Origin of the sequence: Aquimarina spongiae, from assembly GCF_900141785.1 — a bacterium.
Classification (GTDB): Bacteria; Bacteroidota; Bacteroidia; order Flavobacteriales; family Flavobacteriaceae; genus Aquimarina; species Aquimarina spongiae.
The window spans coordinates 298,102-324,166 of sequence record NZ_FQYP01000002.1; the positions used below are offsets into that span (position 1 = coordinate 298,102).

Consider the following 26,065-nt stretch of genomic DNA (forward strand, 5'->3'; position numbering starts at 1 on the left):
TTGTGGAATCCAGAAAAAAGAACCCTTTTTATTTTGACAAAAAACTACTGCAGTTTTTGTTGTTTTTTTACCTGATCGCCTATCTGGTAGATTTTTTGGGGGTATACCTCTCTTCTTTGGCAAGTACGGATCCTATACAAGATGATAGTCTTGTAAACTTATTGATCAACTATGTTTTTTATTATTTCACCAAATCCTTATATATCTATCTAGCCTTGGTATTTACCCAAAAATATCTCTTTGGTGGTAAACGAATCGTATTAAAATCTACGATCCATATTTTGTTGGCGTTTTTGCTATCCTTTTATACCTCTTTTGTACAATTGTTGATCAGCAAACATATTATAGGCAGTGCCATCGAGGTGACTTTTGATAGCGTATACATTAGAGGGTTAAATGGCCTAAGCTTTAACTTTTTTGTCTACTTTTCTATGGTGGCTATTTTGTATGCGTATAATTATTTGCAGAAAGAAAAGGAAAACGAAATCCAGCAAATGCATTTAACCAACCAATTGTTTGATTCCAAGATACAGGCCCTACAATCTCAATTACAACCCCATTTTTTGTTTAATGCCTTAAATGATATCTCGTCTTTGATGGAAGAAGACATTACCAAATCCCAGGATGCCATTGCCGATTTAAGCGATTTGCTACGAGATACCTTAAACCTGACCGACTCCAAATTTATACCGCTAGACAAAGAATTGGAGCTGCTTAAAAAGTATTTACAATTAGAAAAGATCCGGTTTGATGACAAGCTACAATTTGAGATTACCGTAGCTCCAGAACTATTATCTACCAAAGTCCCACCTTTATTGCTACAACCCATACTAGAAAATGCGATCAAACATGGGTTTTCTTTACATCATGATGTGCTCACTATCTCCATAGATATTACCACATCCCAGGAAAATATACATTTGGTCATTAGTAACAATGGCCAACCCCTGCCAGAAACCGAACCCGTTATGGGGATTGGAATTAGTAATATCCTATCGCGTATGGATTCTTTGTATGATGGAAATTTTTCCTTTGCAATGAGGAATGTTGAGGATCAAGGTGGAGGTCAAAAAGTGGTAACTGAGATGGTGTTGCCTATGGTGAGGTAGCTTAAAATCCTGAAGGACTTATATTACTACTTTTGTTTGTTAGCTTAAATAGATCCTTTTAACAGTCTAGTGCAAAAATAGTGGAGATTTGAAGACCACAAACTTTTCAATTTAAACCAAAGTTTATTTTTATGACTGTTTTCTGTTTTTGGAAGAATTTCCACCATTACTTCTATACCCAATTAGCTACAGTTACTTATTCGAAAATATCTTCTCCATACTTTTTAGTATGAAAATCTTGAACGCCGTCTACATCATTTAGATATTCTATCAGTTCTTTTAATACGATTAGGTTAAAGTTAGAAGTCTTCGAATGAATTATGTGTGTAATTCCGTGAAATTGTCTGTGGTGTAAATTATCAAGATCTAGTAACGATGTTACATCATAATTTCTTTTCCAGACATCTCCCAGTTCCCAGGCAATTGCCAAATTCACATCTTTTTCAAACTTATCTTCATTTTCAAATTCCTGGAAAAGAGCATTTAAATTGAACTTGTATTCCAGTACCATAGGGTTTGATACAGTATCTATCGGTAATCCTAAATCTTGAACACCAAGAGGGTTGGTCACCTTATCAAAAATGTGGTTTTCTCTTGGTTCTTTAATATAGAATTTAAATATGCCATCATAAGTTGCATATTGACTTGTTGCTAATAATTTAAGACCTCTAATTACTCCTCCAGCAATCAATTGATTAAATAAAACAACAACATCCTGTTCAGATTGCGGAACCGAAGAAATAGATATTTCGTTAATTGGCTTGAAAAAGTTTGGATTTGATAAGTCAAGTGGGAATGATTGTTCGTGATTTTCCTGTTCTTTTATCCAATTGTGTAGATTAATTTGTGTTGTAATGACTGGTTTTGCACCCGTGTCATTCCTTAATTTATTTTTCCAATGCTTTAATTTATTTACAATACCGACAGATAAAATTTCACAAAGTTCTTTTATCTCAGGCTGAAATCCTTTTCTTCCTAAATCTGGATCTGCATTTTTTAAATGTACCACAACATGTGCTTGGTTTTGATAACCAATATTTGAAGTTAAAGGAATAGCAATATAGTCTCCTTGAAGCATATTATTATTCGCAATTAACAGACCACCTTTAAGAACTCTATATCCTTTCCTCAATTTAGCTAAGTTGTCATTAAATTCATCCCAAAGCTGAGTTGAATAACCAAAATAACCATAAGCTTCTATTGAATATTCATCAATCAAGAGGTGATGCTTTTCTTCTAACCTATTTGTTGGTAAAGCTTTTAATTCTTCTGAAGAATAGTTTTCGTAAACTCCATTAAGTCTCTCATATTTCGCAGGTAATTTTGACGGGTCTTTTCCTTTATCTAGAAGTTGTTTTTGAATTCTAGCTATTTCTTTAATATTAGCACTTGCTTTTATCTTACTGTGAGGATATATATAAAGAGCCGATTCATTATCAATTTCGGTTACAGAACCAGAAGAATCAATAACTTTTAAGTTAAATTTAGTTTGGTCGGTTGAATCATCAAAGTAAATTCCTCCTAATGGTGTCTTTAATAGTAAAAGATAAATCCATTGCTCCGCATTATTAGCAGAAAAGTATGAGAGATTTTTAGGTCTAGTAAAATCTCCACCATACTCGATTTTAAAAAAAGTTCCTTGTTCTGTTTTCTTAAATAAGTCAGGTATTTGTCCAAAAGAAGTAACTACAGGCCTTGTAACAATTCCTTCTTTATCTTCTACCCATTTTCTACCATTGTTAATTTGTCCAATGTAATTGAAATCGGCATTTTTTGTTCCAAGTGTTAGTTTATTAAATCCATATGCGATGTAAGTAGCTCCTACACCTTTATTCCCCCTTGTTCCACTACCGTCTTTGAAGGAAATGTTTGGTGCTAAAAATGCTTCGAATTCTTTTTGCTGAAACCCAATTCCATTGTCCGATATAGTAAATGAATTATCTTGTAAATTAACTTCTAGCCAAAGTTTTTTCTCTAAATCTGTTTCGACTTTTTTTCTTTTATCAACGGCATCAAGAGAATTTTGAATTAGTTCTGAAAACGAGTCAAAAATTCCAACATAAGATTTAAGAATATTTCTGATTTCTCTTTTTTTGGCAGAATTGACAATCTCGCTATCAAAATTATCAGAGCTATTTAATGGGTCAAAATCGTTTGTTATCATTCGTTTTTTCTATTTATGACTAACAGTTTGGCTATACGCAGTATTGTGTATAGGTGTCGTTACCTAATGTTTTCTACTTTACTAGTCTTAATTGTGCAGATATTTTTTCATCAATCAATTCTGCATATTCAGTTTCAAATTTCTTTTTTACAGTTTTGTCCTTCACTGACAACTTATTAGATAAATAACCTAATTTCCTGTTGTTCTGTTCTATTAATTCTGCCCATTCCATAACGTAAACTTCAATATTCTTTTCTGTCTTTTTTTCAAATAGAAATGGATTGTCAGGATAAGTTTTCCTTCTAGCTTTTGTTTGTGACTTTGCAAACTTTGTCAGTTTAGAGGAGATTAGGACTAATTTATATTTAACCTTTTCAGCTGGTAGTGCAGAATTTTCTTCAATTGTAAAAGCATAGCGATTAATTTGATTAAGCTCTTTTTCGCTAATCGCACATTTAGGAGCTTTGAGCTCAACTACCATTATTTCCCGTACACCAGAGTCCGTAATTTTTTCATTCAAAAAAAACAAGTCCGTAATATCGTTTAATCCTCCATCTTCAAGTGATATTAAGTTCTTATCCTCCTCAGTTGGAGAATAATTGAAGTACTTATTTCTTAATTCAATGAGAATCTTACCAATTTTTTTATCTGACCATAATTTAGGAGTACCATTATAATTCTCTCCAAAAATCCATAGTTGGTTCTCAATGATTTTATGCAGTTGGCTTCTTTCCTTAAGATGTTTAGAAATTTCTCCATAGGTTAATTCTTGAAGAAATTCGAGAAACTCTGTTTTTTCAGCAACAACACTTGCAAAGTGAACTACGTCTTCAAGATCTGTCTTTTCCAATAGCTGATGAAATTTTTCCAAGCTTTCATCTGATAATTTTAAAACCTTATCAAAGATATATTCAATGTTTCCGTTACCTATTGCTTTATCAAGTAAAGGGTACAAAAAATTCCGGATTTTATTGTCTTTTTGAATTAGACGATGCTCATCTTCTAAAAGGTAAGCAACCTTTTTAAATAAAATTTCTTGGGATTTAGAAGCAGGCTGTTCATTTTCTTGATAAGGATAATATTTATCTCTTTCTAGATTGTGAAGAAACTTTTCGAAACGCTTATTTTTAGCTTTATAAAAATCATTTATGGTATTTTTTATGGTATCCTTTAAATTTTTAACCTCCGCTTCACCTAAAGATTCAATATCTAGATTTCTGAATAAGTCTGTGTCAAGTAAAGGTGATTCTATATATATAAACCAAGTACCAAGATCTGGGGTATACCAATCCGAAGAATAGGTATATTCATGAGCAACACTTTTCAATCCAGCATTATCTATTTGAAAGAACACCTTGACCTTGTTAAGGGTTGAATTAATATTATAGAAATAGAAGTTCAACTCATGACTCTTGCCTTTTTTATCTATATATTCAACCATCTTTTTGGATGGTTTTCCAACGACAAAGTCACTTCTTTTTAGTTCAAAACCATTGATTCTGAATGTTACAAGGCTGTGGAAAATTTCAAAAGGATAATGTTCAAATACTGCTTGTTTTACCTTCTGTTCTAAGAAGTTTTCATGAATAAGATTTCTCTTTTGAACCTTCTCTTGTTTATTATGATGAAGCCTTTCAATACGAACTTTATAATAAGTATTTTTTTTGCCAATCAAGTATTCATAGTCGACTTTAAATCCTGTGTTCTCTAATTGAGCATTATTGAAATCAGTTGTATCTATGCTAAATTGAGTTCGGGTAAATTGTTTTTTACGGTTGTCATAGCCAACAGTTTCAATGTGCATTAACTCTCCGATTTGCAAAGAACTAAATCGACCAATCCCTTGTCCCTTATTCTTAACAGTGGTACCAATTTCTAGAATTTTATTATCAAACTCATTAAAGGAGACCCCATACCCATCATCAATAATTTCAATACTTTTTATTGGAGATTTTATATCCGCTTGATTTACGTATTCAATGTTAATATAGATGTTTTGAGAATCAGCTTGAATAGCATTATTTATCAATTCACGAAATGCCTGAAATGTATCTCTATATTTCGTTAAGTGGTCTTTTATAACCCTAGTATTCGTGGTTATCTTTTTGGTTGTAGTTTTCATTTTTTAATATTGGGTAACAATCTCGATCATGAGTAGTAGCGGATTTCTATTTACAAACCTCTCCTCTCAGCATTGTACTAACTTTGGATTTACATTTCACCCTTCGTTTTATCACCTAAGTCACAATTACTTATACATCGTGTTAAGCACAGATTTATGTTATTTTATCTATATCAGTATCAGTAGTTTCAATACTATCCCCAGATTTTAGTATATATAAAATTTCATTGATATCAATTTTCAAATCATCAGCTTCCAGAATTCCAGCAGTTGCCAAAGAAGATAGTTTTTCTATAATTTCTATTTTTTCTTTAGCATTTCTAATTCTTAAATTTTCATTTTCCAAAGCTTTTTTCTCAAGTTCTAAAGCATTAGATATTTTTGATTCTAGATTTGTTGGTAAACTTTCTAATTCTTTTTCTATTTTCTTTTGCTCTATTTTTATTTTATCGGTTTCAGCACTTGTTTTTTTAGTTTCCACGTGTGAAACTTGTCCTGCTGTAGCCGTTTTTATTAAGGCTTCTTTTGTTGTTTCTAACACAGCTTTAGTTTCTTCCTTCGCTACCAAATCTTTAATGTAAGCTCGGACTCTTACAATTAAACTACCTTTTAGGATATGTTCAAATTCTAATTTAACGTTATTTATGTTTGAAAGACTTGATAAAATCTTGAAGAGTATTTCTGTTTGTAATTGAGCATCATTATCGTTAGTATCTATTCTGATATCTAAAGTCATTTCATATGAAAAATCAATTTCGATGAATTTCTCATTTTCGGAATCCCAGTGATACTCGATGATTTTGAATTCTGTTACAAATAAGTAGAATTCTTTTTTCACAAAGTCTTCCGGTTCTTCAGTTTCCTCCTCCATATCCTTTAAATAAACAGATATTGGGTTAGGAATGCCAAAATCTAATGCGATTCTATATTCCGCTTTAGAAATAATATACTCATATTCATCAAAATTACTCGTGCCAAGTAAATTAAAATTGAAATCGTTTTTTGATAAGAAATTTATATAATCACCTTCAAAAAGTGTTGGAAAGTTTTTTGAAATGTTTTTTTCAAAGAAAAAATCACTTTGCACATTATCGGACTTTTCTAAAAGAAGGCTATAAAATTGGATAAACTTCTTGAATGCATAGAAAACAGGTCTGTCTGAAAAGCCTTTGAATTTAAATAGCACAAAAAAGGAATAGAGACTATCCGTCAAATATTTCGTTACAATTTTATTCGAAAGCTCATTATTTCTAAAGTTGTATTCCTGATATGCAAGATCAAAAGCACTCAAATGGTCATAGAAGTTTCCTAATTCAAAGTCCTTTTCTGCGTTAAATCTATGTTCTTCAATTAGTTCATAAAAACCTTCAAAAATATTTTTACTTCCTAAATGCGGTGAATCTAAATTTGATTTATCCATTTTTCTTGATTTGTACCTAATTCATATAAATTCATACCAACGCAATATCAATAATTTGCAAACACCACCCTTACGGGTTTCCACAATCGCACTAAATTCAAAGCAAAAAAATGAGATAGCAATTTTTAAAAACAAAAAAACCAACCCTAATGGATTGGATGTTTGTAATCGGGATGACTGGATGATCAATTATTGCATACAGCTATCGTTATACCACTCCACGACTTGCCTTACTTTACGTATTTGTTTTTGTTGTATGGCTTTTCCTAGTTCTGGACAGTCTGCAAAATAACGTTGTAATACTTTTCTTTTTAACCCAAACAATCCTTGATCTGCACGGATCAAAAAGGCATCTTTTTCTTTTTTAAGTAAAGACATCGACCATAGTGTACTATTTCCTTGTTCAAACCATTCTAGTTGATAGTGGCTTAACCTGCCTTTGCTTACCACTCTTAAAAAATGCTGTTCGCCCTGGTTAGGATCCATGGTATACTTAGGATTTCCCAATGCTCCGGTTATCAAGGACTGTGATTCTTGATATAACCAAAAGCTTTCAAACACAACACCGTCTACACTAAAACTAGAGACGTCTCTTCTTTGATACTTTTTTGTTTTACCCCTGGCATTGGTGATCCTGATCTTTTTATAAAACCTTCGACCCCCAAATCCACCTTCTTTGATGTGTTCTACTTTGCCATATAAGGTGTCACTGGTACGTAACACCAAATAGTCCGATGCTTGGTTGTTCTGGGCATATAGGCATATAGAACCAAAAAATACTAGAAAAGAAAGGGTCAAAAAGGGTATTTTGGGGATATGTATCATCTTTGTGATTGGTTTTGTTAACCTACAAAGGCTCAAACAACGTGCCAATACCTAATCCAGTAAGAAGAGCTAATATGCCTACAGTTTATTTATGTTCTTTTTTATTCCTAATCTAAGATGGTAAGTGCGCTTTCCACCATTTTTTTTAATGCTGTAGTTGAAGTATTCGTTCTATTAAGCACCTTGATACCATTGTTTAATGTGAAAAGGAATAATGCCAATGATTCTAGGTCCTTTTCTGGTGAAATCTCTCCACTTTCTACACCTCTTTTCAAATGGTCCAAAAATACATTCACAAACATGTCTTGATTGTTTTGTATAATGGATTTGATGACATCATCATGAGCCGTTAATTCGGTAGTTGTATTTACCACAAAACAACCTATATTGCCTTTGTCTGTTTCCTCTTCTTCTGCAATGCTTAGAAACAGTTTTTTAAATCCCTCTTTTACCGAATTATGACTGTACAAGAACATTTTTAAATCTGATAAAGATGTTTTTCTATAATGTGAAAAAGCTTTTAAAAAGAGCTGCATTTTGTCACCATAAGTGTCATAAATACTAGCTCTGTTGATTTGTAAATGTGTTACAAGGTCTTGCATTGAAGTAGCATAGAATCCATTTTTCCAAAAAAGATGCATTGCTTTTTCCAGGACTGCGTTTTCGTCAAAAGATTTTATTCTTGGCATGATTGAATAGCTAAAGCAGGTTAGCCCATACGGCAAAACCTGCTAAAGAATGATATTAAATGGTTAACACTATTTCTTTTCACTTGCTAAATTAACCGAAATTACGTCGTATGGATGATAATCCGGTGTAGAATTACTAAATACTTCCAACATGTTTGGTGCTTTACCTGCTTCAATGAGTTTGACCGCTTCTTGAAGAGAAGCTCCGTCTTTCCACTGTGCATAAACAATAACATGTTCGCTATCCAGACTTTTATGAATATTTGCAGAGATAAAACCTTTCTGGTAACGCATTGTTTCTGTCATTCCTTTTTGTAGCAATTCAACAATTTTTTCTTGTTGTCCTTCTTTGGGTGTGATTACGTTAATCACGGTAAGAATTTCTCGATCAGCATTAATGATGGCTTCTGATTTTTGATTGGCGAAGTCATCAGTGTTTGTAAAAGCGAAGCTCATTGTTAGTATGGCAATAGCTAGTGTAAAAAGAGTAACTAAAAATTTACGGTTTATTATAGTTTTCATTGTATTGGTTTTAAATTAATATTCATTTTGGAATGATCATTCTGAAATAAATCAAAAAAATATCATTTCCGATACAAACATACTTATAAAAGAATGATCATTCCAAAATATTAACTTTTAATTAACTTATGATTTCAAAGAACCGGAATCCATCAAATTATGCGTTTTACAAAGGTGAAGCAACTACTTTTTACAAATAAAAAATCCAAACCTAATGGATTGGATTTTTTATGGTCGGGATAACATGGCTATTAATTAATAGATACAGCTATGGTTATACCACTCTACAACTTGCCTAACTTTACGGACTTGTTTTTCCCGTATCGCTTTCCCTAATTCTGGGGACAGTTCGAAAAATATTACCAAAGTAAAGGTCAAAAAGTGTGTTTTGGGTAAAAGTATCATCTTAGTTAACTGGTTTTATTACCCCCTAAGGTTCAAACAACCTGCTAATACCTAATCCAGTAAAAGGAACTAAATGAACTGCTTTGTGTAAAATACGTTTTTATACCTTATCTGCAATAGATGATTAATAATAGCGCCAGACTCCACACCCCATAAAGACATTAGAAGTCGTATTCCATACTCTTTCTATTTCCCCATCTTTCCATTCTGTATATTGTCTCGATTGGACCTCGTATTTTGCAGGACACCAGTCTGTATAATCCCTATTCGGACATCGGTAACAATCGTCTAATGTAGTTTTGGTCGACGATAAAATTATATACGAAGTTCCATTCCTGGGCACATTATAGCGCGCTTTGTTCTTTTTATATTTTAATTCTACAGCATCACTATAGCTTTCATTCGTGCTACTTTTTAATTCTTTGATGGATTTAGATTTCAAAGATTCAGATTTCTCAATTTTTTGATAGGTCGAGCTTGTGAAAATTTTGGCTGATGCTACTTTTACTTTTTGACCCAACACGGTTTGTGCAAAAAACAGTAAACCTATAAACAATAGTTTTCTCATAATTTTTATTTTTAAATGGAACTTGTGACTACCTTATTTAAATATATACTGGTACCCATATATGATAAATACAAGCAATTACGGCTAACTATTGCTGTAGATCCGTTGGTTTAACAAATTTCAATTCCATAGGAGTGAATTGCGTTCTTTTTGACAATAGAGAATCGGCTAATACATTATGAATACCATCAATACTTGATTGAATCACTCCAAAACCATCAACATCAAAATTGCTATTTACCTGAGGTTTAAAATAGTTGACCAACTCCCTAGATTTAATCCCAAATGTTTGCAAACTATAATACACCGATGTTCTGTTGCTTTGAAGCTGCGCAGAAGCAGCAACACTTGCCAAATTGGATATATCGATACCTCTTTTCAGCTTTTTAAACAGATAATGTGTGGAATATCCTATCCCATAAACTACGGTATCATTTTGTCGTCTTACAATCTTCGTTTCCACGTAATACACATTAAGACTGGTTTCTTTTTTCCCAAGTTTCAAACCACCAAAACCAGGAATAGTAACACCTGCATCATCTTTACCGTTAAACACTTTTACTACGGTTCGCATACTGTTTAAATCATCTCTTGTCACTGGGATCGAATCAGTAATAGCTTTTACCGTAAAGTTTTCTAGGTCTGATACCTCTAAACTTCTCGCCAATTCAGTGAAATTGAATTCTGTACTGTCGATAGAATCATTGCAACCGATCATGGTTCCCAAAATGAACAGTACGACTAATAGTTTTCTTGTTGTTTTCATATTTTAGTTATTTAGTTTATTCAGCCAATCGTTAAAAGACTTGGTATATGCTTCCTTGTATTCAGTTAAAAATGGGATGAAAGGGTGAGAATTCTCTAATAGTTTTTCTCCTTTTAGTACGGCTTTGACCCTATTATAATCAGAAAATAATGCTGCCAATTGAGCTTTCTCAATACGCTGATTTTCATCAAGATTGTAAATTGTTTTCATCGTAAAATCTGTTATCTGCTCGTTGGTGGCTAGTTCTTCTGCGATTGCACTAAAATTAGAAGAGGAGTATTTGTAAAAATCCCCGGTAATGAGGTGAGGAAAACAATTTGGGATTGTAATATTAGAATAACTATTATTACAGGATATGGATGAATTGGATTGTAAGGTGACAAAATTATACCATTCTGGATCCAAATAAGTATAGTGCGAATTGGGAGAATTCTGTAGGGATAACCAATCCGATACCGTTAACACCGAATCTGAAAAAGATGGATCAATTACAAATCTTTCATTTTCATTTTTATCATTCTTAACAAGAACAACAACAGCCACATGAAAATCCCAAAATATGCTGTCTTTTTTTAACCCCAAAGGGTCTTCAACATCCAATGCATCTTGCTTGTGGTATAGTGCTATTTTGAAAGGATCAAAATTCCATATTTTCTGGTGATTGATTTTTTTTTCATTAAGAATTAATGAAACAATCATTGCTCGGTTTTGACAACCATTATATACGCATTTAAAATCCATTTTAGATGCTTCCAACAGGTATTTGACCAAGGCATTGGCTTCTTTTTTGGTAATTGCATCCTCGTCATTGAATTCTGTATAGGTAGGAGTCATCCCTCCTGCTATACCATAAGAATAATCAATTTTAAACTCTTTGTGCTGACAGATTGCTGTTGAAAAGGTAATAGTACATAAAAGTGTAATGAAATGTTTTTTCATATTTCTGGTTTTAGTGTATTGCCAAGAGATCGATGCATAAGCTGTAGTTATTTTTAATCTTTTTTCAATTTTTCTACATCTTCTAATTCCAATGACAGCTTTTCTAACTTATCTTTTTCCATAAGTGTTAATAGAATATAGGAGTGAATCCATTTTTTATTGAGCATGGTATAGATGAAAAACAAGAAGACCAATTTGCCCCAAAACGTGATCAAAAACACTATTGCTTTTATCACAGCGGTTTGGCCCAAATCAAATAAATTAAAAAGCGAATACAGCGGTTGTACTACCACATAAAGAGGAAGCCAAATAGTGACTCCGTAGAAATAAAACAGTCTTTCAAAAGATTTGTTTGAGCTCTGGAAATAGTATTCCATAGAAATAAATCTGCTAAAGAGCAACGCCATGGCAATTCCGTTATACAGTCCTCCCAGTAATCGTACAATAGTTGCCGATTCTTCAAGAGTTAAACCGGGAATTCCTTTACACAGGATTAAAATATTTAAAGCAGTGATTCCTATTGCGATTGCAATGGGGATTTGGTTGTTGATTTTTGATGTTCTGTCGTCATCCTCTAAGGTGACACTAAAGAGCACAAGGAAAGCGGTAAATAAAAAGGTGGCACTAAATAGATTAGTGGCATTAGTTAAAACTTCTATAGCCAAATATTGGGCAGCGCTTTTCCTTCCAATACTATCATTTACTAATAAATCAATATAGTCCTCATTTACAATTTTGAGCACACTTTTGAAGGAATCGTAATCAAAATAACTGTCCACATAAAATTGTAACAGATAGAATCCCAAAAGAATGATTATAAACCAACGGATTGATTTGTAAAGTTGACGAATTAGTGAATTGGTTCTTAATAACTTGCTCGACAATTCTTGTTTGGTTAAATCGTATTGCTCACAAAGCCGAACGCTTTCGTCATCGCTAATCACCAGAACTGTTTTTTTGATAAAATACAATCCTATAAATAGTGCTGCCAGATTTAATCCATCGGTAAAGAGGTTTATATTTTCTATATATTGAAACGAAGAGCTCTTTATCGCGTTTAAGATCACGCCAATAGACCCAACCAATGCTATCAGGCTAGCAAGAAACTCATCATTTTCTTTTATAAATCCTCTTAGTTTTTTCATCAGTACTAGTATTCAATTCAGCGTCATAGGATAGACTCTATAATTTTTGAATAAAGGTTGAATAATATCCATCCGAAATCAATACCCATTAGTGGGTATAATTCATATCCGTACCAGAATCATAAAGTGCTGCAATTGGGTAACCGCCCAGGAAAAAAGTGAAGTAACTATTTATAAAAACAAAAAATCCAACCCTAATGGATTGGATTTTTGTAGTTGGGATGACTGGATGCGAACCTGCGATCTCTATCTTTCTTTTAGGTTGTTAATCTTCTTTATCATCTCTTCGGCTTTTGTGTTTTTGGGGTTAAGCTCTAAAGACTTTTCATAATTGGATAACGCCAAATCATATTGTTCATTGGTGTAGTATGCTTCCCCAAGACTGTTGTACAAATTGGCATTTTCAGGAAATTCGGAAGCCGCTAACAAAAATATCTTGATACTTTCTTCTATCTTTTTTTCTGATAATAAATCTTTACCTAAACTATTTAACTCATTGGGATTATCAAAACTATAAATATCATAATCACTTTCTTTTAACGCATGGTATTGCTTGATCCCTTTATCAATATTTGCTAAACAGGTTTCTCTTATTTGTCGGTATATTGATTTTTTGGGCAAGGTAAAAGCCTTGTCATTCATAATATTATGAACCGATTGTATGATTTCAAAACTCTTATTTTTATTGTTGGACATCAAAATAATATTGAGATCCGTATCCAATTCGCTCATAAAAGCGGCTTCAAATTGCCAGGATTGACCACCATGAAGATGCAAAGCAAAAGAATCATGAAATGAACCCAAACTCCCCTCTTTATTTTTAAAATACTGATTCTGCAAAAGCAGTTTTAGCGACGCTTTAGAAATTAATTTATTGTTGTGCAGCGCAGTAATCCATTTATTTAAATCATCAATTGACACCCACAACCTATCTTTGCTCGTAGAAACTTCCTCGCAATTTATTTTGTGTACGTCAAAGCACCTAACTTTATTTGGATAATCCAAAGCAGGATCAAATACAACATTTTTCATTTGTAAAGGGGAAATAACGTTTTCCGTCACAAATTCTTGATATGTTTTTTTTGTCACACTTTCAATAATCCGTTTTTGGAGAAAAATACTATTGTTGTTGTAGTTGTAATTTGTGCCTGGTTCAAACATTAAATTAGGTAGAAGTTGTAAGTCTTCCAAAATGTCTTTCTCATTTTCTACATGGTCATAATCAATTTGTGGAATCCCACTAACATAGTTTAAAAGGTGCTTGATGGTCACTTTCTCGGACCAATCGGGTAAGCCCAAATCAAATTGAGAGAGTTTATCGTCTAACTGTAAATCCCCTTTTTCTACTAACATCATAATAGAAACGGCATTAAATTCCTTTCCAATTGAGCCTATATTGAAAATAGAGTTTTTGGTCAGTTTAGTCTGCCCTGAACCGTCTGTATACCCAAAGAATTTTTGATACACCAAAGAATCGTTTCTGGTAACCAGAATATTACCATTGTAAATGCCTTTATCAAAACTATACTGCATAAGTGAGTCTATAGTTGTATAATACTTTTCAAAAGGTGGTGTTTTTTGTGTTTTTGTATCGCTACACCCCAAAATACATAGGGACAGCATAAGAATAACGAATTTATTCATGATTTTGATTGATTTGATTGATGTTACCAACTACAGACAATTTGGTTCTAAAATTGTTACAGTTTTTGTAGGGGTATTGGTGTTGTAGTTCACTATACTATTAGTACAACTCGTATTTGCCATGTTTTTATTTCTTTTATATCAATAGGTGTCTTAATGTTATAATTGTTATCACCATATTTTAGGAAATTACTTATGTAGGTTTTTTCTAAACAAAAAATCCAATCCTAAATGGATTGGATTTTTGTGGTCGGGATGACTGGATTCGAACCAGCGATCTCACGCCCCCCAGACGTGCACTTTAACCGGGCTAAGCTACATCCCGAAATCGGTGAGCAAATATAAAAATATCTTGTACAACAAAAAGAAAATCCTTTGGCTATCTTTCTAAAATCTTAATCATTTTAAACGATTTTAATAAATGAAATAATCCAGGTAGGATTATCAATCCCCCAATGATCAAAGCTACCCCCAAGGCTTGGATCACGCTATCGGGCGCGATATCCTGTAGTAGGCTTACACTGGCATCGGTAGTAATCACCACATTGGGGAAATGAGAGACCAAGGCGGCCAATAGGATCAAAAACACCTGTAGACCTGCATAAAACCGACTCCATACCTTATTTCCTTTTTTGATGGTCATCCATAAGGGATATAACAGTACCGCCGATAGTATTACCAAGACTACTGCAAATCCATTTTCTATAAATCCCATCACAAAGGCTTTGCCCGTAATAAATCCATACAAAAAAGTAAGCAAGCCAATAATCACCACCACCATAGCGGCAATTCTTGATTTTTTGATATACACTTTTTCGTTACCGGGCTCTGCCTCTCCTATCAATAAGACCGAGGATAAAAAGGCACACAAAGCCGCAAAAAACATCCCAATCAACAAACTAAAGATATTGAACCAGGGTTGTAAAAAGGCTTCATAAAAGGATAGGCTGGCAACATCGCCGGTGATCACGATATTCCCACTAATCAATCCTCCAAACACCATCCCCAAAAAGATGGGCGTGATCAAACTTGAAATTTTAAACATGGTATCATATACCTTTTGGGAATTATCGATGACCGCATCATAATGTCTAAAGACAAAAGCGACTCCACGCAAGGTCACTCCCAGTAACACAATCGTTAACGGGATATGCAAATGCACCACCATAATATTGTAATAAGCAGGAAAAGCAATCCACAAAATTACAATCAAAATAATGATCCAGATATGATTGGCTTCCCAAACGGGCCCCATCACTCGGTAAATGGTTTTTTTGGTGATTTGTTGGTTCTCTTCAGAAGAAAACAGTTCGACAATCCCTGCGCCATAATCCGCACCACCCAGCACCACATACAGGTATAACGAAAAGATGAGAAAAAATAAGACAACGTATAACATGGGCATTAATTTGAATGATTAAGAACTCGAATCTGTCTCAGCATTAACCAGGTTACTGCAACCGATAAAGTGGCATACACTACAATATAGGTGTAAAAACTAACCACAATCCCTGGCATGGGTGTAACAGCATCCTTGGTTCTCATGATTTTATGAATGATCCAGGGTTGGCGACCTACTTCGGTTACGATCCAACCGGCTTCCAAGGCGATAAATCCCATAGGAGCAAGTAATATGAACAACAACCAATATTTGTTGCTATTCAGCCATTTTCGTTTTTTGAGCGACACAAAATAGAGGATTCCTGCTAGCAGTAAGATGCTTCCGATCCCCACCATAATCTGGAATGCATAATGTACCATCGGTACATTAGGACGTTCATCCTCGGGAAAATCATTTAGGCCTTTTACCTCGGCATCAAAATCCCCAAAGGCCAAAAAAGATAGCATCCCAGGCAAGGCTATTTTATGACTCACCTCTTGGGTTTCGGCATCTACAATCCCACCGATGTATAAAGGTGCTCCTTTTTCGGTATTATAATGCGCTTCCATAGCCGCCAGCTTTACGGGTTGTCGTTTAGCAATATCTTTGGCAGAAATATCTCCACTAATGGGTTGCAAGATAGCCGCCACTGCACCAAAGGCCAGTGCGATCTTAAAGGCTTTTTTATGTAGCTCTACTTTTCGTTTCTTATATACTTGATACGCATGGATACCCGCCACGGCAAATCCTGTAGCGGTAAATGCCGCCAGGGTCATATGCAAAGCTTGTGTAAACCAAGCGGGATTCAACATCGCTTGTATGGGATCTATATTGGTAAACTGCCCGTCGATATAATCGAATCCGCTTGGGGCATTCATCCAACCGTTTGCGGCGACTACCAATATCCCTGAGGCTACACCAGACAGTCCAATAATAATCCCGGTAAACCAATGAAATCGTTCTGGCAATTTCCCCCAACCGTACAGATAAAATCCCAAGGCAATGGCTTCTACAAAAAAGGCGGCACCTTCTAACGAAAATGGCATCCCGATAATAGGACCCGCATGTTTCATAAACTCGGGCCAGAGCAATCCCAACTCAAAGGACAATGCCGTACCCGAAACCGCACCGGTCACAAAGAAGATGGCGACTCCTTTCTGCCAGGCTTTGGTGAGGGTCAAATACATTTGATCTCGTGTTTTTAACCATTTGTAATGAGATACGACCATAAAAAAAGGCATCACCATACCAATACAGGCAAATACAATGTGAAATATCAGTGTAAATGCCATTTGGAGCCTTGCTGCATCAAGATTTTCCATAAAAAATATTTAGCGAAGAAATTGGTTTCCAATTAGGATATAAAGATACGACACAAAGCTTGTTTAAGGAAGAAAAAGGGAAGGATGTTTTTGATTTGCTATCGTTAAACTTTTGTCAAGAAAAAACAGGAACATACAACTGGTCAATACCAACAAAAAAAGCTTGCCACCTCGAGGAAGTAGCAAGCCTTTTACAGAACCAAAAATCTATTTTACAACTTTAATTATTTCGGAAGTACTTCCGTAATTAACACGTAATATATACATGCCCTTTGGTAAGGCAGATGTATCAAAAGTTAGGGTGTTTGCTCCTTCTACTGGAGAGACTTTCATTTGCTTTCCTTGTAGGTCATACACCACAGCTTCTATGGATGATTTATTCAATCCATTCGCCACCGACAAGGTCAAGGTATTGGTAAATGGGTTTGGCGAAGCACTGATGGTTTGATTCCCTGTCTTGAAAATCGAAGTTCCTGATTGTGCACTAGCTCTGGTGCAATCACTAGGACAAGAATCGAACCACTGGTTGTCGTACCAACCATCTGCCGTTCTAAACACATCTGGGCTTTGCGCGCCCCCATTATCGTTAAATACAATACCTACCTCTACTGTTTCATCGATAGTAGCCGAATACCATGGGGTACCTACTAAGGCTTTCATTGGTACTCCTGGCCATGCTGGTGCTCCCGGGATGGTCGCATTCGCATTTTTGTCGTAGATGTAGATGTATGCTGTACTCCACGAAGCTGGTTTTTTGAAATATACATCAAATGAAGTATCAATAATATCTACAGGACACTCACTTGGGCAGGTATCAAACCATTGGTTATCATACCAACCTTCGGTAGTTCTAAATAAATCATCGCTTTGGGCACCACCATTATCGTTAAATACAATCCCTACTTCAACCGTTTGATCGATGGTGTATTTGAACCAAGGTGTGTCTTTTACGGTAGTCATCGGAATCCCCGGCCATGCTGGGAATCCAGGAATAGCTGCATTAGCATTTCTATCATATAGATAGATATACGCACTGTTCCATGAAGCTGGCTTTTTGAAGTATACATCAAAAGCGGTATCGATAATATCCCCAGGACATTCGCTTGGGCAAGTATCAAACCATTGGTTGTCATACCAACCTTCGCTAATTCGGGTCAAATCGTCTGACTGTGCTCCCCCATTATCATTAAATACAATACCTACCTGTACATCCTGATCGATGGTATACTTGTACCAAGGAGAATTTCCTTCTTGTGTCATTGCTACTCCCGGCCATGCTGGGAATCCTGGTAGCGCAGCTCCTGTATTTTGATTGAAGATATATACATAGGCCGAAGACCAATCTGCTGGTTTTTTGAAATGTACATCAAAAGCACTGATATCTCCCACCACATAGTCTCTAAGGATGATAGGTGATTCATTACCATCTGAGTCAATAGCTATTGCTCTCACCGTCGTATTATCACCTACTTCAAATGAAGAAGTATAAGGTGTACTTGCCGCCGTAGGTGTGGTACCATCTAGTGTATAGAAGATAGATACGCTAGCACCATCCGCAGTAGTTGAAGCCGTCATCTCTACCGTTACTGGACTAGTATATACTCCAGAAGCCGGATTAACAGTTAAGGACACAGAATCTGATAGGTCTAGTGGCTGTCCTACCAATACTAAACCAAAGGTAGTACCAAAATTCACGGTACCATTAGTTACTGTAGCCGTAAGATCAGAGAAATAGTCTTTTAACACCGTACCATCAGGCCATAGTCCATATACATTTAATGCGCCTGCAAAGTCTCCATCCTGTCCCTGGAACACCAAGGTCTTATCGCTTTCTCCATTTCGGTTATATTCTCTTTTGAAGATATACGGAGATTCATTCATACGTTGGTGAGATCCTGCTCCTACAGAGATATGCTGTCTTCTGAAGGTTCCTAGTTTTCTCCAGTGAAACAACATGGCTTCATCAATAGAATCCCAGTTCATATCCCCGCGATATCCTGCATCCACATAGGTTTGAGATTCAAAAAACTGTCTTCCGGATTCATCTCCGTAATAAATCTGAACCCCACCCGGAGATAATAACAAGGTTGTTCCTCCATAAAACATGTTTCCAGTGTAGAATTCACTAAAATCATGAGATCTTAGGTAACTGATCATGTTATACTCCCCCGGAGTATTGAATCCTCCGTCGTTATCGTTCAATTTTGCTGCAAAAGAACTGAAGATCTCTTCTTGTCCTAGATCGGTATACGCCTCTTTTGGAGATCGGAAGTTGATCATACTGTTAAACTTCCCTACGGTAAAATCGTCTGGTAAGTTATCCCCAACATTACCGATGATATTTACGCCAGAGTGTTCTCCTGTCATATAAAAATCAAGGTCATCTAACTTTTTGGTCGGATTATTTTGTTTCCATTCCTGAAGTGCCAGCACCGCTTCGTCCTTTAACTCTGCCCAGGCATCTACCCCAACATGTCTTTCGGTATCTACTCTAAAGCCATCGATACCATATTCTCTAACCCAATCCGTCAACCATTTGATCAGGTAGTAACGTGGCGCTCTTGGTTTGCCGGTTCTGGCAAAATAGGCATTCAATTCATCTACCTCTTGCTGTCTTCTTCCTTCGGCGTCCCACTTGTTTAATAACCACTGTGGTAATGCCACTTCGCTAAACGATTCTGTTCTGATATCAGGTAATCCAAACAAAGGTGTGGTTAGATCGTCGCAAGGAAGTTCTCCGTTCTCTACCCCACAAGTTAATCGTACCCAATCGCTAGGGTAATCTTCGTCTACAAATTGAAGTTGCCCATTCACTTCTTTATAGGTACGATATCCAGAGTGATTCATCACGATATCCAGCAATACGCGAATCCCATGATCATGCGCCTCGTCGATAAACTCCTGAAACTGCTCTGCAGAAGTAAAGTTAGGATCAAAAGCCGTCCAATCGTTGGTATGATATCCATGATACGGATAATCCCTAAAAGTTGGATCGTTGGCTGGTGGGTTATTAAAACCGTGTCTGTTTTCTACTACCGGAGTCACCCAAATGGCACTTACGCCCAGTGCATCAAAATAGCCTTCACGCAATTTTTGCGTTACCCCAGGGATGTCTCCCCCATGAAAGTCAATCTCGTTGTTTCTACTATCCTGCTTCCTATCAAAGTTAATATCATTTGTGGTATCTCCATTATTAAATCGATCAGTGATCAGGAAATAGACCGTTACATTATCCCAGGAGAATGGTAAATTCCGAAGGGATTGCGAAGTTCCTACTTTTGGGAGCAATAGACTTAAAAGCAACCCAAAATAGAGTAAGCGTTTTTTCATAATTAGTTCTTAGTTTGTGTGATTGTTAATAAAACCATCTGAAAATCAATTATTAGTAAATATTTCAAACGTTGTAATAAATATTTCTAAAAAAAATCCGCTTTTGGTAACAATGGAAGTCCCGATTTTTCTCGCAAACGATTGAGTGTTGATATTTTATTTTCACTTATGTTAAAACCTTATTTTTAGTACAATAAAAACACAGTTATCTTGTCAAATTTTTAGGCATAGGATTCCCTGTTATTCAGGAATCGAAACTATAACAACTTCAAAATTTCAGATTTGTAGTTATTTCTGCCTGAATATTAGGAACTACATATTAGCAAACACCAATAAGGTTTTGTAGAACAGGTGTTTAGAAAAAATAAGCTTTACTAGATGGTAACGTACCCTTCCAGATTAGTTACGCCCCAATTCTCTAGCTCGTCTTCTGACCATAACTCAGGAAAAAATACTCTTCTTTGGTATCTGGGATGCATGTATTTGTGCCAATCGCTCCCTCCGGTTGCTTTTTTATTGGTTTTTCCAGAATCCAAATACTTACCCGCTGTTTGGTAGTGATGCATCACCCATTTGATATTCACCGTGTGATCGTAGTGACGCATGGCGTTGATCAACTTCTTTTCTTGTTGCTCTGCTTCTGGCAATTGGATATACTTGTCCCAAAGATTCACGGTATTGTACTCCTTCATCCATTCGATCAATTCCTTTTTGTATTGTTCTTCAAAATTGGTCAGCAATTTGGATTTTTTACCGGTTTGGTAATCCTTACCCGCGGCTTGCCAATACATATGATCAAAGGCATGCTCAAAAGGAGTATCCCTATTGATGGTTTTCCTGAATCGGTAATCGATCAAATTGATCAATTGTGTAGAGGCGATTTCTATTTTTCGGTATTGCACCGATTGGAAACCACTGGCCGGAGTGAGCGTATCTCTAAATTTCAGGTATTGCTCCACTTCCATCCCTGCCGTCATGATATCAAATGAATTTGATAACATATCAAAGTAGCGGCTGATGCGCATCAAATGCATTTCAAATTGTGTGGTGTTGATATCCTCTGCATAAGAAATTTGCCCCATCTCCCAAAGGATCATCTTAAACAACAATTCGTTGATTTGATGATACATGATAAACACCATCTCATCTGGTAATTCGGTACGTTTGATTTGTAACCCCAAAAGGGCATCTAGTTGGATGTAATCCCAGTATTTTATGGGTTCTGCATGTAATAAACCAGATAAGTATACATCTGGATTTTGTCCCATGGCAGTATATTTTTTATCTATTGCTGCTAGCAACTCTTCTCTATTCATGATTGAAAAAATTAAAATAAATGGAAATCCCTGGTGATGATTTTATAACGAATTCGTGCACAAAATCATTCCGGGAACTAAAAATCTAAAAAAGAAAAGAGGAGCTTATGAAAAAGGAGATTTGATGTTTATATAACCAGCCACACTATACAAAGTATAGGCTGCCCAATTGATATGACAATGGTGGTTATTCATTTTTGTGCTTTAAACATTTCTTATACAAAAATATTAAATTTATTTTCTACGGATACTATGATTCTTCATTCAATTCCAACGCTTCATAATAATTTAAAATCCTATCTTCATCTCTTCAATACAAAGCTATGGAGTATCGGTTTGATTTTTATAGTATTCTGGCTTTTGTAGCATTGGTACAGCTTTTTATTTTAATGGTATATCTATGCTTTAAAAGAAAAATGAATCGGATCAATGGTTTATTGATTCTATTCTTTGCTGCACTGTCCTTTGATTTGTTTCATTACATAATCATTACAACCAAGGCGATCTTAAGTATTCCTTTCTTTATCGGTGCGGGTTCTATCGCTCAGTACTTATATGGTCCCACCATCTATTTCATTGTACTTTCGGTACTGCATCCTAATAAAAAGTTCAACCCATACCAATACCTACACTACCTCCCTTTTCTGATCAATTTGATATGGTTTTTAAGCTATAAATCTCCCGAGCATATTGACCAGCATTTAGATATGGCCACTCAATTTGTTACCGATATGGATAGTGATCCGAAACTTAGATTTGGATATCCTATTAGTCTACCCTCTTATATAAAATTGTTAGTACTGTTTAGCATCCACCCAATTATCTATCTCATTGTATCCATACGAAAATTGGATGTCGTAAAAACGGATAGGAGATTAAAAAATTCTGCATACTACAAATGGTTGCGAACTATCATTTTTGGGTTTTTAACGGTTGTATTACTGAGCGAATTGGCATATGCACTTGTCCATTTTTTTGAAGTGTATTATTGGTTTTTGAACAGTTTTGTGATTTGGCGGCCTCTTTATGTTTCCTTTTTGCTCTTTGCAGCTCTGCTCTGGCCTTTATCCCATAAAAGTTTAAAACATTTTGGAAGTTCCCAGACTGGTTCCGATTTCATCATGGTATTACAGAACTATATGGAAGGATCTAAGCCCTATAAAAACCAACAGTTATCCCGATATCAACTCGCAGAAGCCCTGGAAGTATCTCCGGATTATCTCACCAACATGATCAACAGCGAACTTGGGGTGAATTTTAGAGAATTCATCAATACCTACAGGATACAAGAAGTGAAGACCCGTATTGAACATGGAATCCTAAAGGATTTGACCATCGAGGCAGTTGGCAATGAGGCAGGGTTCTCCTCTAAATCTACATTTTTCAGAGTGTTTAAAGATCAGGAAGGAGTAACACCTTTATCCTATGCAAAACAACATGATCAATCTGTAAACTAGTCTTAAAACTAAGTTTTGACACTACATTATTCCTCGTAATTACCACGATCTGGTATTGTTTTATAAGCTTTGTATCCAAGTACATTTGAAACATCACCTATTGATTTTCAATGCGTACTGATATCATCAATCAATCTTTCAAATTCAAAATACTATGAAAATACATGTAGTAGGTATCGCAATACTGTTTTTTGCTTGTACTGGTAAAAGTCAAACGAATACAATAGAAAACAAGACTGTCCAAGTGATCACAAAAACCAAAAAAGCACTATCCTCCAAAATTTTGTTTGCACGAAAACATAACACCGAAAATGGGTGGTCTATATTTTCTATCGGCCCAAATGGAACTGAAGAAAAAATCGTCATCCCATACGCATCTGGGCAAGGCGAATACAATCCAGACATCTCTCCCGATGGTACTACGGTTTTGTTTAACTCCTATCGATTTGGTGGATGGAAACTATTAACTACTAATCTGCTCACAAAAGAATATAAGAGGATTTCATCTTCTACTGATTATTATTTTAACGGTAGCTACTCGCCCGATGGAAATCAAATCGTATATGAAAAAGTAGGACGTGGAGAAAAAACGCAGCTATACATTTCGGATAAAAATGGAGGCAAGGAAATTTTGGTTTCTATAGGAATGAAAGATGTTGAAAACCGCATACCGGTATGGAGTCCCGATGGCACATCCATCATTTTTTACAGCAATAAAAATGGAAGCACTGATATTTACCGTTATGATACAGCAAAAAAGGATATCACCAATCTCACCAAAAACGAAAAGGGGAATAATTTTAATCCTAGTGTGTCTCCTGATGGAAAGAAAATTGCTTTTTTCTCGGATAGAAACGGGTATCTGGATCTATACGTCATGGATAGTGACGGAACTAACTCCAAGAACCTTACGGCCAGTCTTCATAATGAAAACAATGTGTATAATTATTACAAAAACAGCAATCTATTTTGGCTTTTTAAGTGCTCCTGGTCTCCTGACGGGTCATCTCTGGTATTCTCGAATGCCAACACCACCAATATCGATCTATTTACCATCAAAAAAGATGGCACCGAACTACAGCAAATCACCAAAACCGAAGGATCAGAATTAACGCCTGTTTGGGGAATGATTCATCCGTAACACATCAAAATGCCTTAACTACCTATTAAAATTAGTACTACATAAATCGCAATTCAATGAAACGAAATATCATCACCCTATTCCTGATAAGCCATTGCTTATTTTCTTATGCCCAGTCCAAAATCATATTTTCTAAGAGTGCTGGAGGCTTAAATACTGGAGGGACTTTGGATCTCATGCTATATAATCCTGTTGACAACACCACAAAGCTGTTAATGAAAGGTACAGTAAACCGAAGAGGAGAATACAATGCAGTTACCTCCCCTGATACAAAAAACATCATTTTTAATACCTATAAGTTTAGTGGTTGGAAACTAGGCATTGGTGATTTTGATGGGAAGACCATCACTAATATTTCAAAACTAACCTCTCGATCTAACTATGAGTATAATGCAAAATATGCACCAGATGGCTCAAAAATCGTCTATCAAGAGTACAACTGGGCAAGAGGAACTGCTGATATCTATATAGCTGATAGAACCGGAAAAAATGCCAAGCACTTCTTCACCACCAAAATCAGTGATCAGAATTTAGCCTGGACCAAAGATGGAAAGTCGATCATCCTTACTTATGTAGAAAATGAAAAATTAAGAGTTTACTTAAAATCGTTGGACCAAAAAACATTCAAAAAACTATCACAGCATAATGCTAACGATTTTGCCGTATCTACATCTAAAGCTGAAAACAAAATTGCTTTCTTATCTGACAAAACTGGTAAAATTGATCTGTTTGTTATGGATCTGGACACAGGCTCCATAAAAAATCTCACTCTTAATCTAAAATCAGCAGATGCTGATGTAAATAGTATCTGGGCCTATAAAACAAGTTGGTCCCCCGACGGGAAACAAATCGTTTTTAATGCCATGGTGGGTGGAGACTTAGAACTTTTTATTATCAATAAAGACGGATCAAACTTGTCTCAAATAACAAATAACAATGACACAGAAATTACTCCCTTCTGGACGAATTAATAAAAGCAAACTTAGATCATAAACAACGACACTATAAGCGATAAAAAAATCCAACCACTACTGTGATTGGATTTTTTGGTTAACAACTAAGAAACTTCAATACTTAGAGCTAACCGTACTAAATTAAAAAAAGCGAAGTAAGTTAAAACGTGATACGTTGTTTTTACCAAATAGTATAAGGCATGGTTATCGTCCATAACTCGGCAACCTTTTTGATCGTATCTTTTACTTTTCCGGTTATATTCTCTTTATGAGCGGTATCTATTAAAAATATATCCAAAACTGCATCGTAATAGTGTTCGGTAAGCTCGTGTTCAAATTGATTTTCTGGTTTTATATCAAGAATTTCTGTTTCGGTTTGTGCTACATCAAAATTTTCTTTAAAAATTTGAAGCACATTTTTTTGAACAATACGTTCCTTTTCTACAATATTCATAATTAGAGCTTAATCCTTATTACCTGAGTAATTAATTTTTAACTATGATATTTTCTTTTTTATCAATATCCATTAAAATCAATCTTTTCTTTACTTGAGAAACCTCTTTTCGGTCTCCTACAATTTCAATTTTATCTTCTTCATAAGAAATTGTAAAATGAGCTCCTATATACTCCTTAGCAGTTAAGTCATATTTAGAAAGTACTTTTTTAGCAACAATTGAAAACTCTAATACTTTTCCATTCTTAGTATCTGTAAAATAAATTGCCTTATCAGATTGCCCGTTATATGTAGCAACGGTTTCCAAAATCGTTAAATCTGGTACACTAGTAAAACTAGTCATTACCGCGGTCACTAAAATTAAAATCATGTTTTTCATTATGTGAATTATTT

21 protein-coding genes and 1 tRNA gene are annotated in these 26,065 nt (G+C 35.2%); 4 read left to right on the forward strand and 18 right to left on the reverse strand.

Annotation, left to right across the window (positions count from 1 at the left end; all coding sequences use genetic code 11):
• The first annotated feature begins 2 nt into the window (after positions 1–2).
• The gene (locus tag BUE24_RS06085) at positions 3–1,109 is read left to right on the forward strand and encodes a sensor histidine kinase (RefSeq protein ID WP_073314968.1); all 1,107 of its coding nucleotides are present in this window, start codon (positions 3–5) and stop codon (positions 1,107–1,109) included.
• Positions 1,110–1,305: 196 nt separating this feature from the next.
• On the opposite strand, the gene BUE24_RS06090 is transcribed toward BUE24_RS06085, so the two are convergent.
• From BUE24_RS06090 to BUE24_RS06165, 16 genes are all read right to left on the reverse strand, one after another.
• Positions 1,306–3,273, reverse strand: coding sequence for an ATP-binding protein (locus BUE24_RS06090; protein ID WP_073314970.1), 1,968 nt, complete (start codon positions 3,271–3,273; stop codon positions 1,306–1,308).
• A 73-nt stretch (positions 3,274–3,346) separates the two neighbouring features.
• Entirely contained in the window at positions 3,347–5,395 is a 2,049-nt protein-coding gene (locus BUE24_RS06095) for an ATP-binding protein (RefSeq protein ID WP_073314972.1), read from the reverse strand.
• 154 nt (positions 5,396–5,549) lie between these two features.
• Positions 5,550–6,815 carry a hypothetical protein gene (locus tag BUE24_RS06100; protein ID WP_073314974.1) on the reverse strand — a complete coding sequence of 422 codons (1,266 nt, stop codon included), beginning with the start codon at positions 6,813–6,815 and terminating at the stop codon, positions 5,550–5,552.
• Between the two features lie 189 nt (positions 6,816–7,004).
• Entirely contained in the window at positions 7,005–7,640 is a 636-nt protein-coding gene (locus BUE24_RS06105; RefSeq protein ID WP_073314976.1) for a hypothetical protein, read from the reverse strand.
• Between the two features lie 107 nt (positions 7,641–7,747).
• Positions 7,748–8,329 (reverse strand): TetR/AcrR family transcriptional regulator, encoded by a 582-nt coding sequence (locus tag BUE24_RS06110; protein ID WP_073314978.1) that lies wholly within the window; start codon positions 8,327–8,329, stop codon positions 7,748–7,750.
• 69 nt (positions 8,330–8,398) lie between these two features.
• Positions 8,399–8,851: an antibiotic biosynthesis monooxygenase family protein gene (locus BUE24_RS06115; protein ID WP_073314980.1), complete on the reverse strand. Its 453-nt coding sequence runs from the start codon at positions 8,849–8,851 to the stop codon at positions 8,399–8,401.
• Positions 8,852–9,380: 529 nt separating this feature from the next.
• Complete coding sequence (locus BUE24_RS06120) at positions 9,381–9,824, reverse strand: hypothetical protein (protein WP_073314981.1); 444 nt, start codon at positions 9,822–9,824, stop codon at positions 9,381–9,383.
• A gap of 88 nt (positions 9,825–9,912) precedes the next feature.
• A complete protein-coding gene (locus tag BUE24_RS06125; RefSeq protein ID WP_139241918.1) occupies positions 9,913–10,590 on the reverse strand; it encodes a hypothetical protein in 678 nt (225 codons plus the stop codon).
• A 3-nt stretch (positions 10,591–10,593) separates the two neighbouring features.
• Positions 10,594–11,529 (reverse strand): protein-glutamine glutaminase family protein, encoded by a 936-nt coding sequence (locus BUE24_RS06130; protein WP_073314985.1) that lies wholly within the window; start codon positions 11,527–11,529, stop codon positions 10,594–10,596.
• 53 nt (positions 11,530–11,582) lie between these two features.
• Positions 11,583–12,674 (reverse strand): hypothetical protein, encoded by a 1,092-nt coding sequence (locus BUE24_RS06135; RefSeq protein ID WP_073314987.1) that lies wholly within the window; start codon positions 12,672–12,674, stop codon positions 11,583–11,585.
• Positions 12,675–12,920: 246 nt separating this feature from the next.
• Entirely contained in the window at positions 12,921–14,318 is a 1,398-nt protein-coding gene (locus tag BUE24_RS06140) for a serine hydrolase (protein ID WP_084549425.1), read from the reverse strand.
• A gap of 247 nt (positions 14,319–14,565) precedes the next feature.
• Positions 14,566–14,643, reverse strand: a tRNA-Pro gene (locus BUE24_RS06145).
• Between the two features lie 54 nt (positions 14,644–14,697).
• Positions 14,698–15,717, reverse strand: coding sequence for a cytochrome d ubiquinol oxidase subunit II (locus BUE24_RS06150; RefSeq protein WP_073315364.1), 1,020 nt, complete (start codon positions 15,715–15,717; stop codon positions 14,698–14,700).
• A 5-nt stretch (positions 15,718–15,722) separates the two neighbouring features.
• Positions 15,723–17,021: a cytochrome ubiquinol oxidase subunit I gene (locus tag BUE24_RS06155; protein WP_073314989.1), complete on the reverse strand. Its 1,299-nt coding sequence runs from the start codon at positions 17,019–17,021 to the stop codon at positions 15,723–15,725.
• A 207-nt stretch (positions 17,022–17,228) separates the two neighbouring features.
• Complete coding sequence (locus BUE24_RS06160) at positions 17,229–20,351, reverse strand: starch-binding protein (RefSeq protein WP_073314991.1); 3,123 nt, start codon at positions 20,349–20,351, stop codon at positions 17,229–17,231.
• Positions 20,352–20,725: 374 nt separating this feature from the next.
• On the reverse strand, positions 20,726–21,667 hold the full coding sequence (locus tag BUE24_RS06165; protein WP_073314993.1) for a tryptophan 2,3-dioxygenase family protein: 942 nt from the start codon (positions 21,665–21,667) through the stop codon (positions 20,726–20,728).
• Between the two features lie 323 nt (positions 21,668–21,990).
• On the opposite strand from BUE24_RS06165, the gene BUE24_RS06170 reads away from it, so the two are divergent.
• From BUE24_RS06170 to BUE24_RS06180, 3 genes are all read left to right on the forward strand, one after another.
• Entirely contained in the window at positions 21,991–23,124 is a 1,134-nt protein-coding gene (locus tag BUE24_RS06170) for an AraC family transcriptional regulator (RefSeq protein ID WP_073314995.1), read from the forward strand.
• A gap of 154 nt (positions 23,125–23,278) precedes the next feature.
• The gene (locus BUE24_RS06175; RefSeq protein WP_073314997.1) at positions 23,279–24,265 is read left to right on the forward strand and encodes a DPP IV N-terminal domain-containing protein; all 987 of its coding nucleotides are present in this window, start codon (positions 23,279–23,281) and stop codon (positions 24,263–24,265) included.
• Between the two features lie 56 nt (positions 24,266–24,321).
• Entirely contained in the window at positions 24,322–25,236 is a 915-nt protein-coding gene (locus BUE24_RS06180) for a TolB family protein (protein ID WP_073314999.1), read from the forward strand.
• A 163-nt stretch (positions 25,237–25,399) separates the two neighbouring features.
• On the opposite strand, the gene BUE24_RS06185 is transcribed toward BUE24_RS06180, so the two are convergent.
• Together BUE24_RS06185 and BUE24_RS06190 are read right to left on the reverse strand one after the other, a co-directional pair.
• A complete protein-coding gene (locus tag BUE24_RS06185; RefSeq protein WP_073315001.1) occupies positions 25,400–25,672 on the reverse strand; it encodes a hypothetical protein in 273 nt (90 codons plus the stop codon).
• A gap of 31 nt (positions 25,673–25,703) precedes the next feature.
• Positions 25,704–26,051, reverse strand: coding sequence for a hypothetical protein (locus BUE24_RS06190; protein WP_073315003.1), 348 nt, complete (start codon positions 26,049–26,051; stop codon positions 25,704–25,706).
• Between the last annotated feature and the right edge of the window lie 14 nt (positions 26,052–26,065).

Coding starts and splice junctions, on each gene's coding strand:
- BUE24_RS06090 (WP_073314970.1), bottom strand. CDS start 3,273: ATGATAACAAACGATTTTGACCCATTAAATAGCTCTGATAATTTTGAT.
- BUE24_RS06095 (WP_073314972.1), bottom strand. CDS start 5,395: ATGAAAACTACAACCAAAAAGATAACCACGAATACTAGGGTTATAAAA.
- BUE24_RS06100 (WP_073314974.1), bottom strand. CDS start 6,815: ATGGATAAATCAAATTTAGATTCACCGCATTTAGGAAGTAAAAATATT.
- BUE24_RS06105 (WP_073314976.1), bottom strand. CDS start 7,640: ATGATACATATCCCCAAAATACCCTTTTTGACCCTTTCTTTTCTAGTA.
- BUE24_RS06110 (WP_073314978.1), bottom strand. CDS start 8,329: ATGCCAAGAATAAAATCTTTTGACGAAAACGCAGTCCTGGAAAAAGCA.
- BUE24_RS06115 (WP_073314980.1), bottom strand. CDS start 8,851: ATGAAAACTATAATAAACCGTAAATTTTTAGTTACTCTTTTTACACTA.
- BUE24_RS06120 (WP_073314981.1), bottom strand. CDS start 9,824: ATGAGAAAACTATTGTTTATAGGTTTACTGTTTTTTGCACAAACCGTG.
- BUE24_RS06125 (WP_139241918.1), bottom strand. CDS start 10,590: ATGAAAACAACAAGAAAACTATTAGTCGTACTGTTCATTTTGGGAACC.
- BUE24_RS06130 (WP_073314985.1), bottom strand. CDS start 11,529: ATGAAAAAACATTTCATTACACTTTTATGTACTATTACCTTTTCAACA.
- BUE24_RS06135 (WP_073314987.1), bottom strand. CDS start 12,674: ATGAAAAAACTAAGAGGATTTATAAAAGAAAATGATGAGTTTCTTGCT.
- BUE24_RS06140 (WP_084549425.1), bottom strand. CDS start 14,318: ATGAATAAATTCGTTATTCTTATGCTGTCCCTATGTATTTTGGGGTGT.
- BUE24_RS06150 (WP_073315364.1), bottom strand. CDS start 15,717: ATGTTATACGTTGTCTTATTTTTTCTCATCTTTTCGTTATACCTGTAT.
- BUE24_RS06155 (WP_073314989.1), bottom strand. CDS start 17,021: ATGGAAAATCTTGATGCAGCAAGGCTCCAAATGGCATTTACACTGATA.
- BUE24_RS06160 (WP_073314991.1), bottom strand. CDS start 20,351: ATGAAAAAACGCTTACTCTATTTTGGGTTGCTTTTAAGTCTATTGCTC.
- BUE24_RS06165 (WP_073314993.1), bottom strand. CDS start 21,667: ATGAATAGAGAAGAGTTGCTAGCAGCAATAGATAAAAAATATACTGCC.
- BUE24_RS06170 (WP_073314995.1), top strand. CDS start 21,991: ATGGAGTATCGGTTTGATTTTTATAGTATTCTGGCTTTTGTAGCATTG.
- BUE24_RS06175 (WP_073314997.1), top strand. CDS start 23,279: ATGAAAATACATGTAGTAGGTATCGCAATACTGTTTTTTGCTTGTACT.
- BUE24_RS06180 (WP_073314999.1), top strand. CDS start 24,322: ATGAAACGAAATATCATCACCCTATTCCTGATAAGCCATTGCTTATTT.
- BUE24_RS06185 (WP_073315001.1), bottom strand. CDS start 25,672: ATGAATATTGTAGAAAAGGAACGTATTGTTCAAAAAAATGTGCTTCAA.
- BUE24_RS06190 (WP_073315003.1), bottom strand. CDS start 26,051: ATGAAAAACATGATTTTAATTTTAGTGACCGCGGTAATGACTAGTTTT.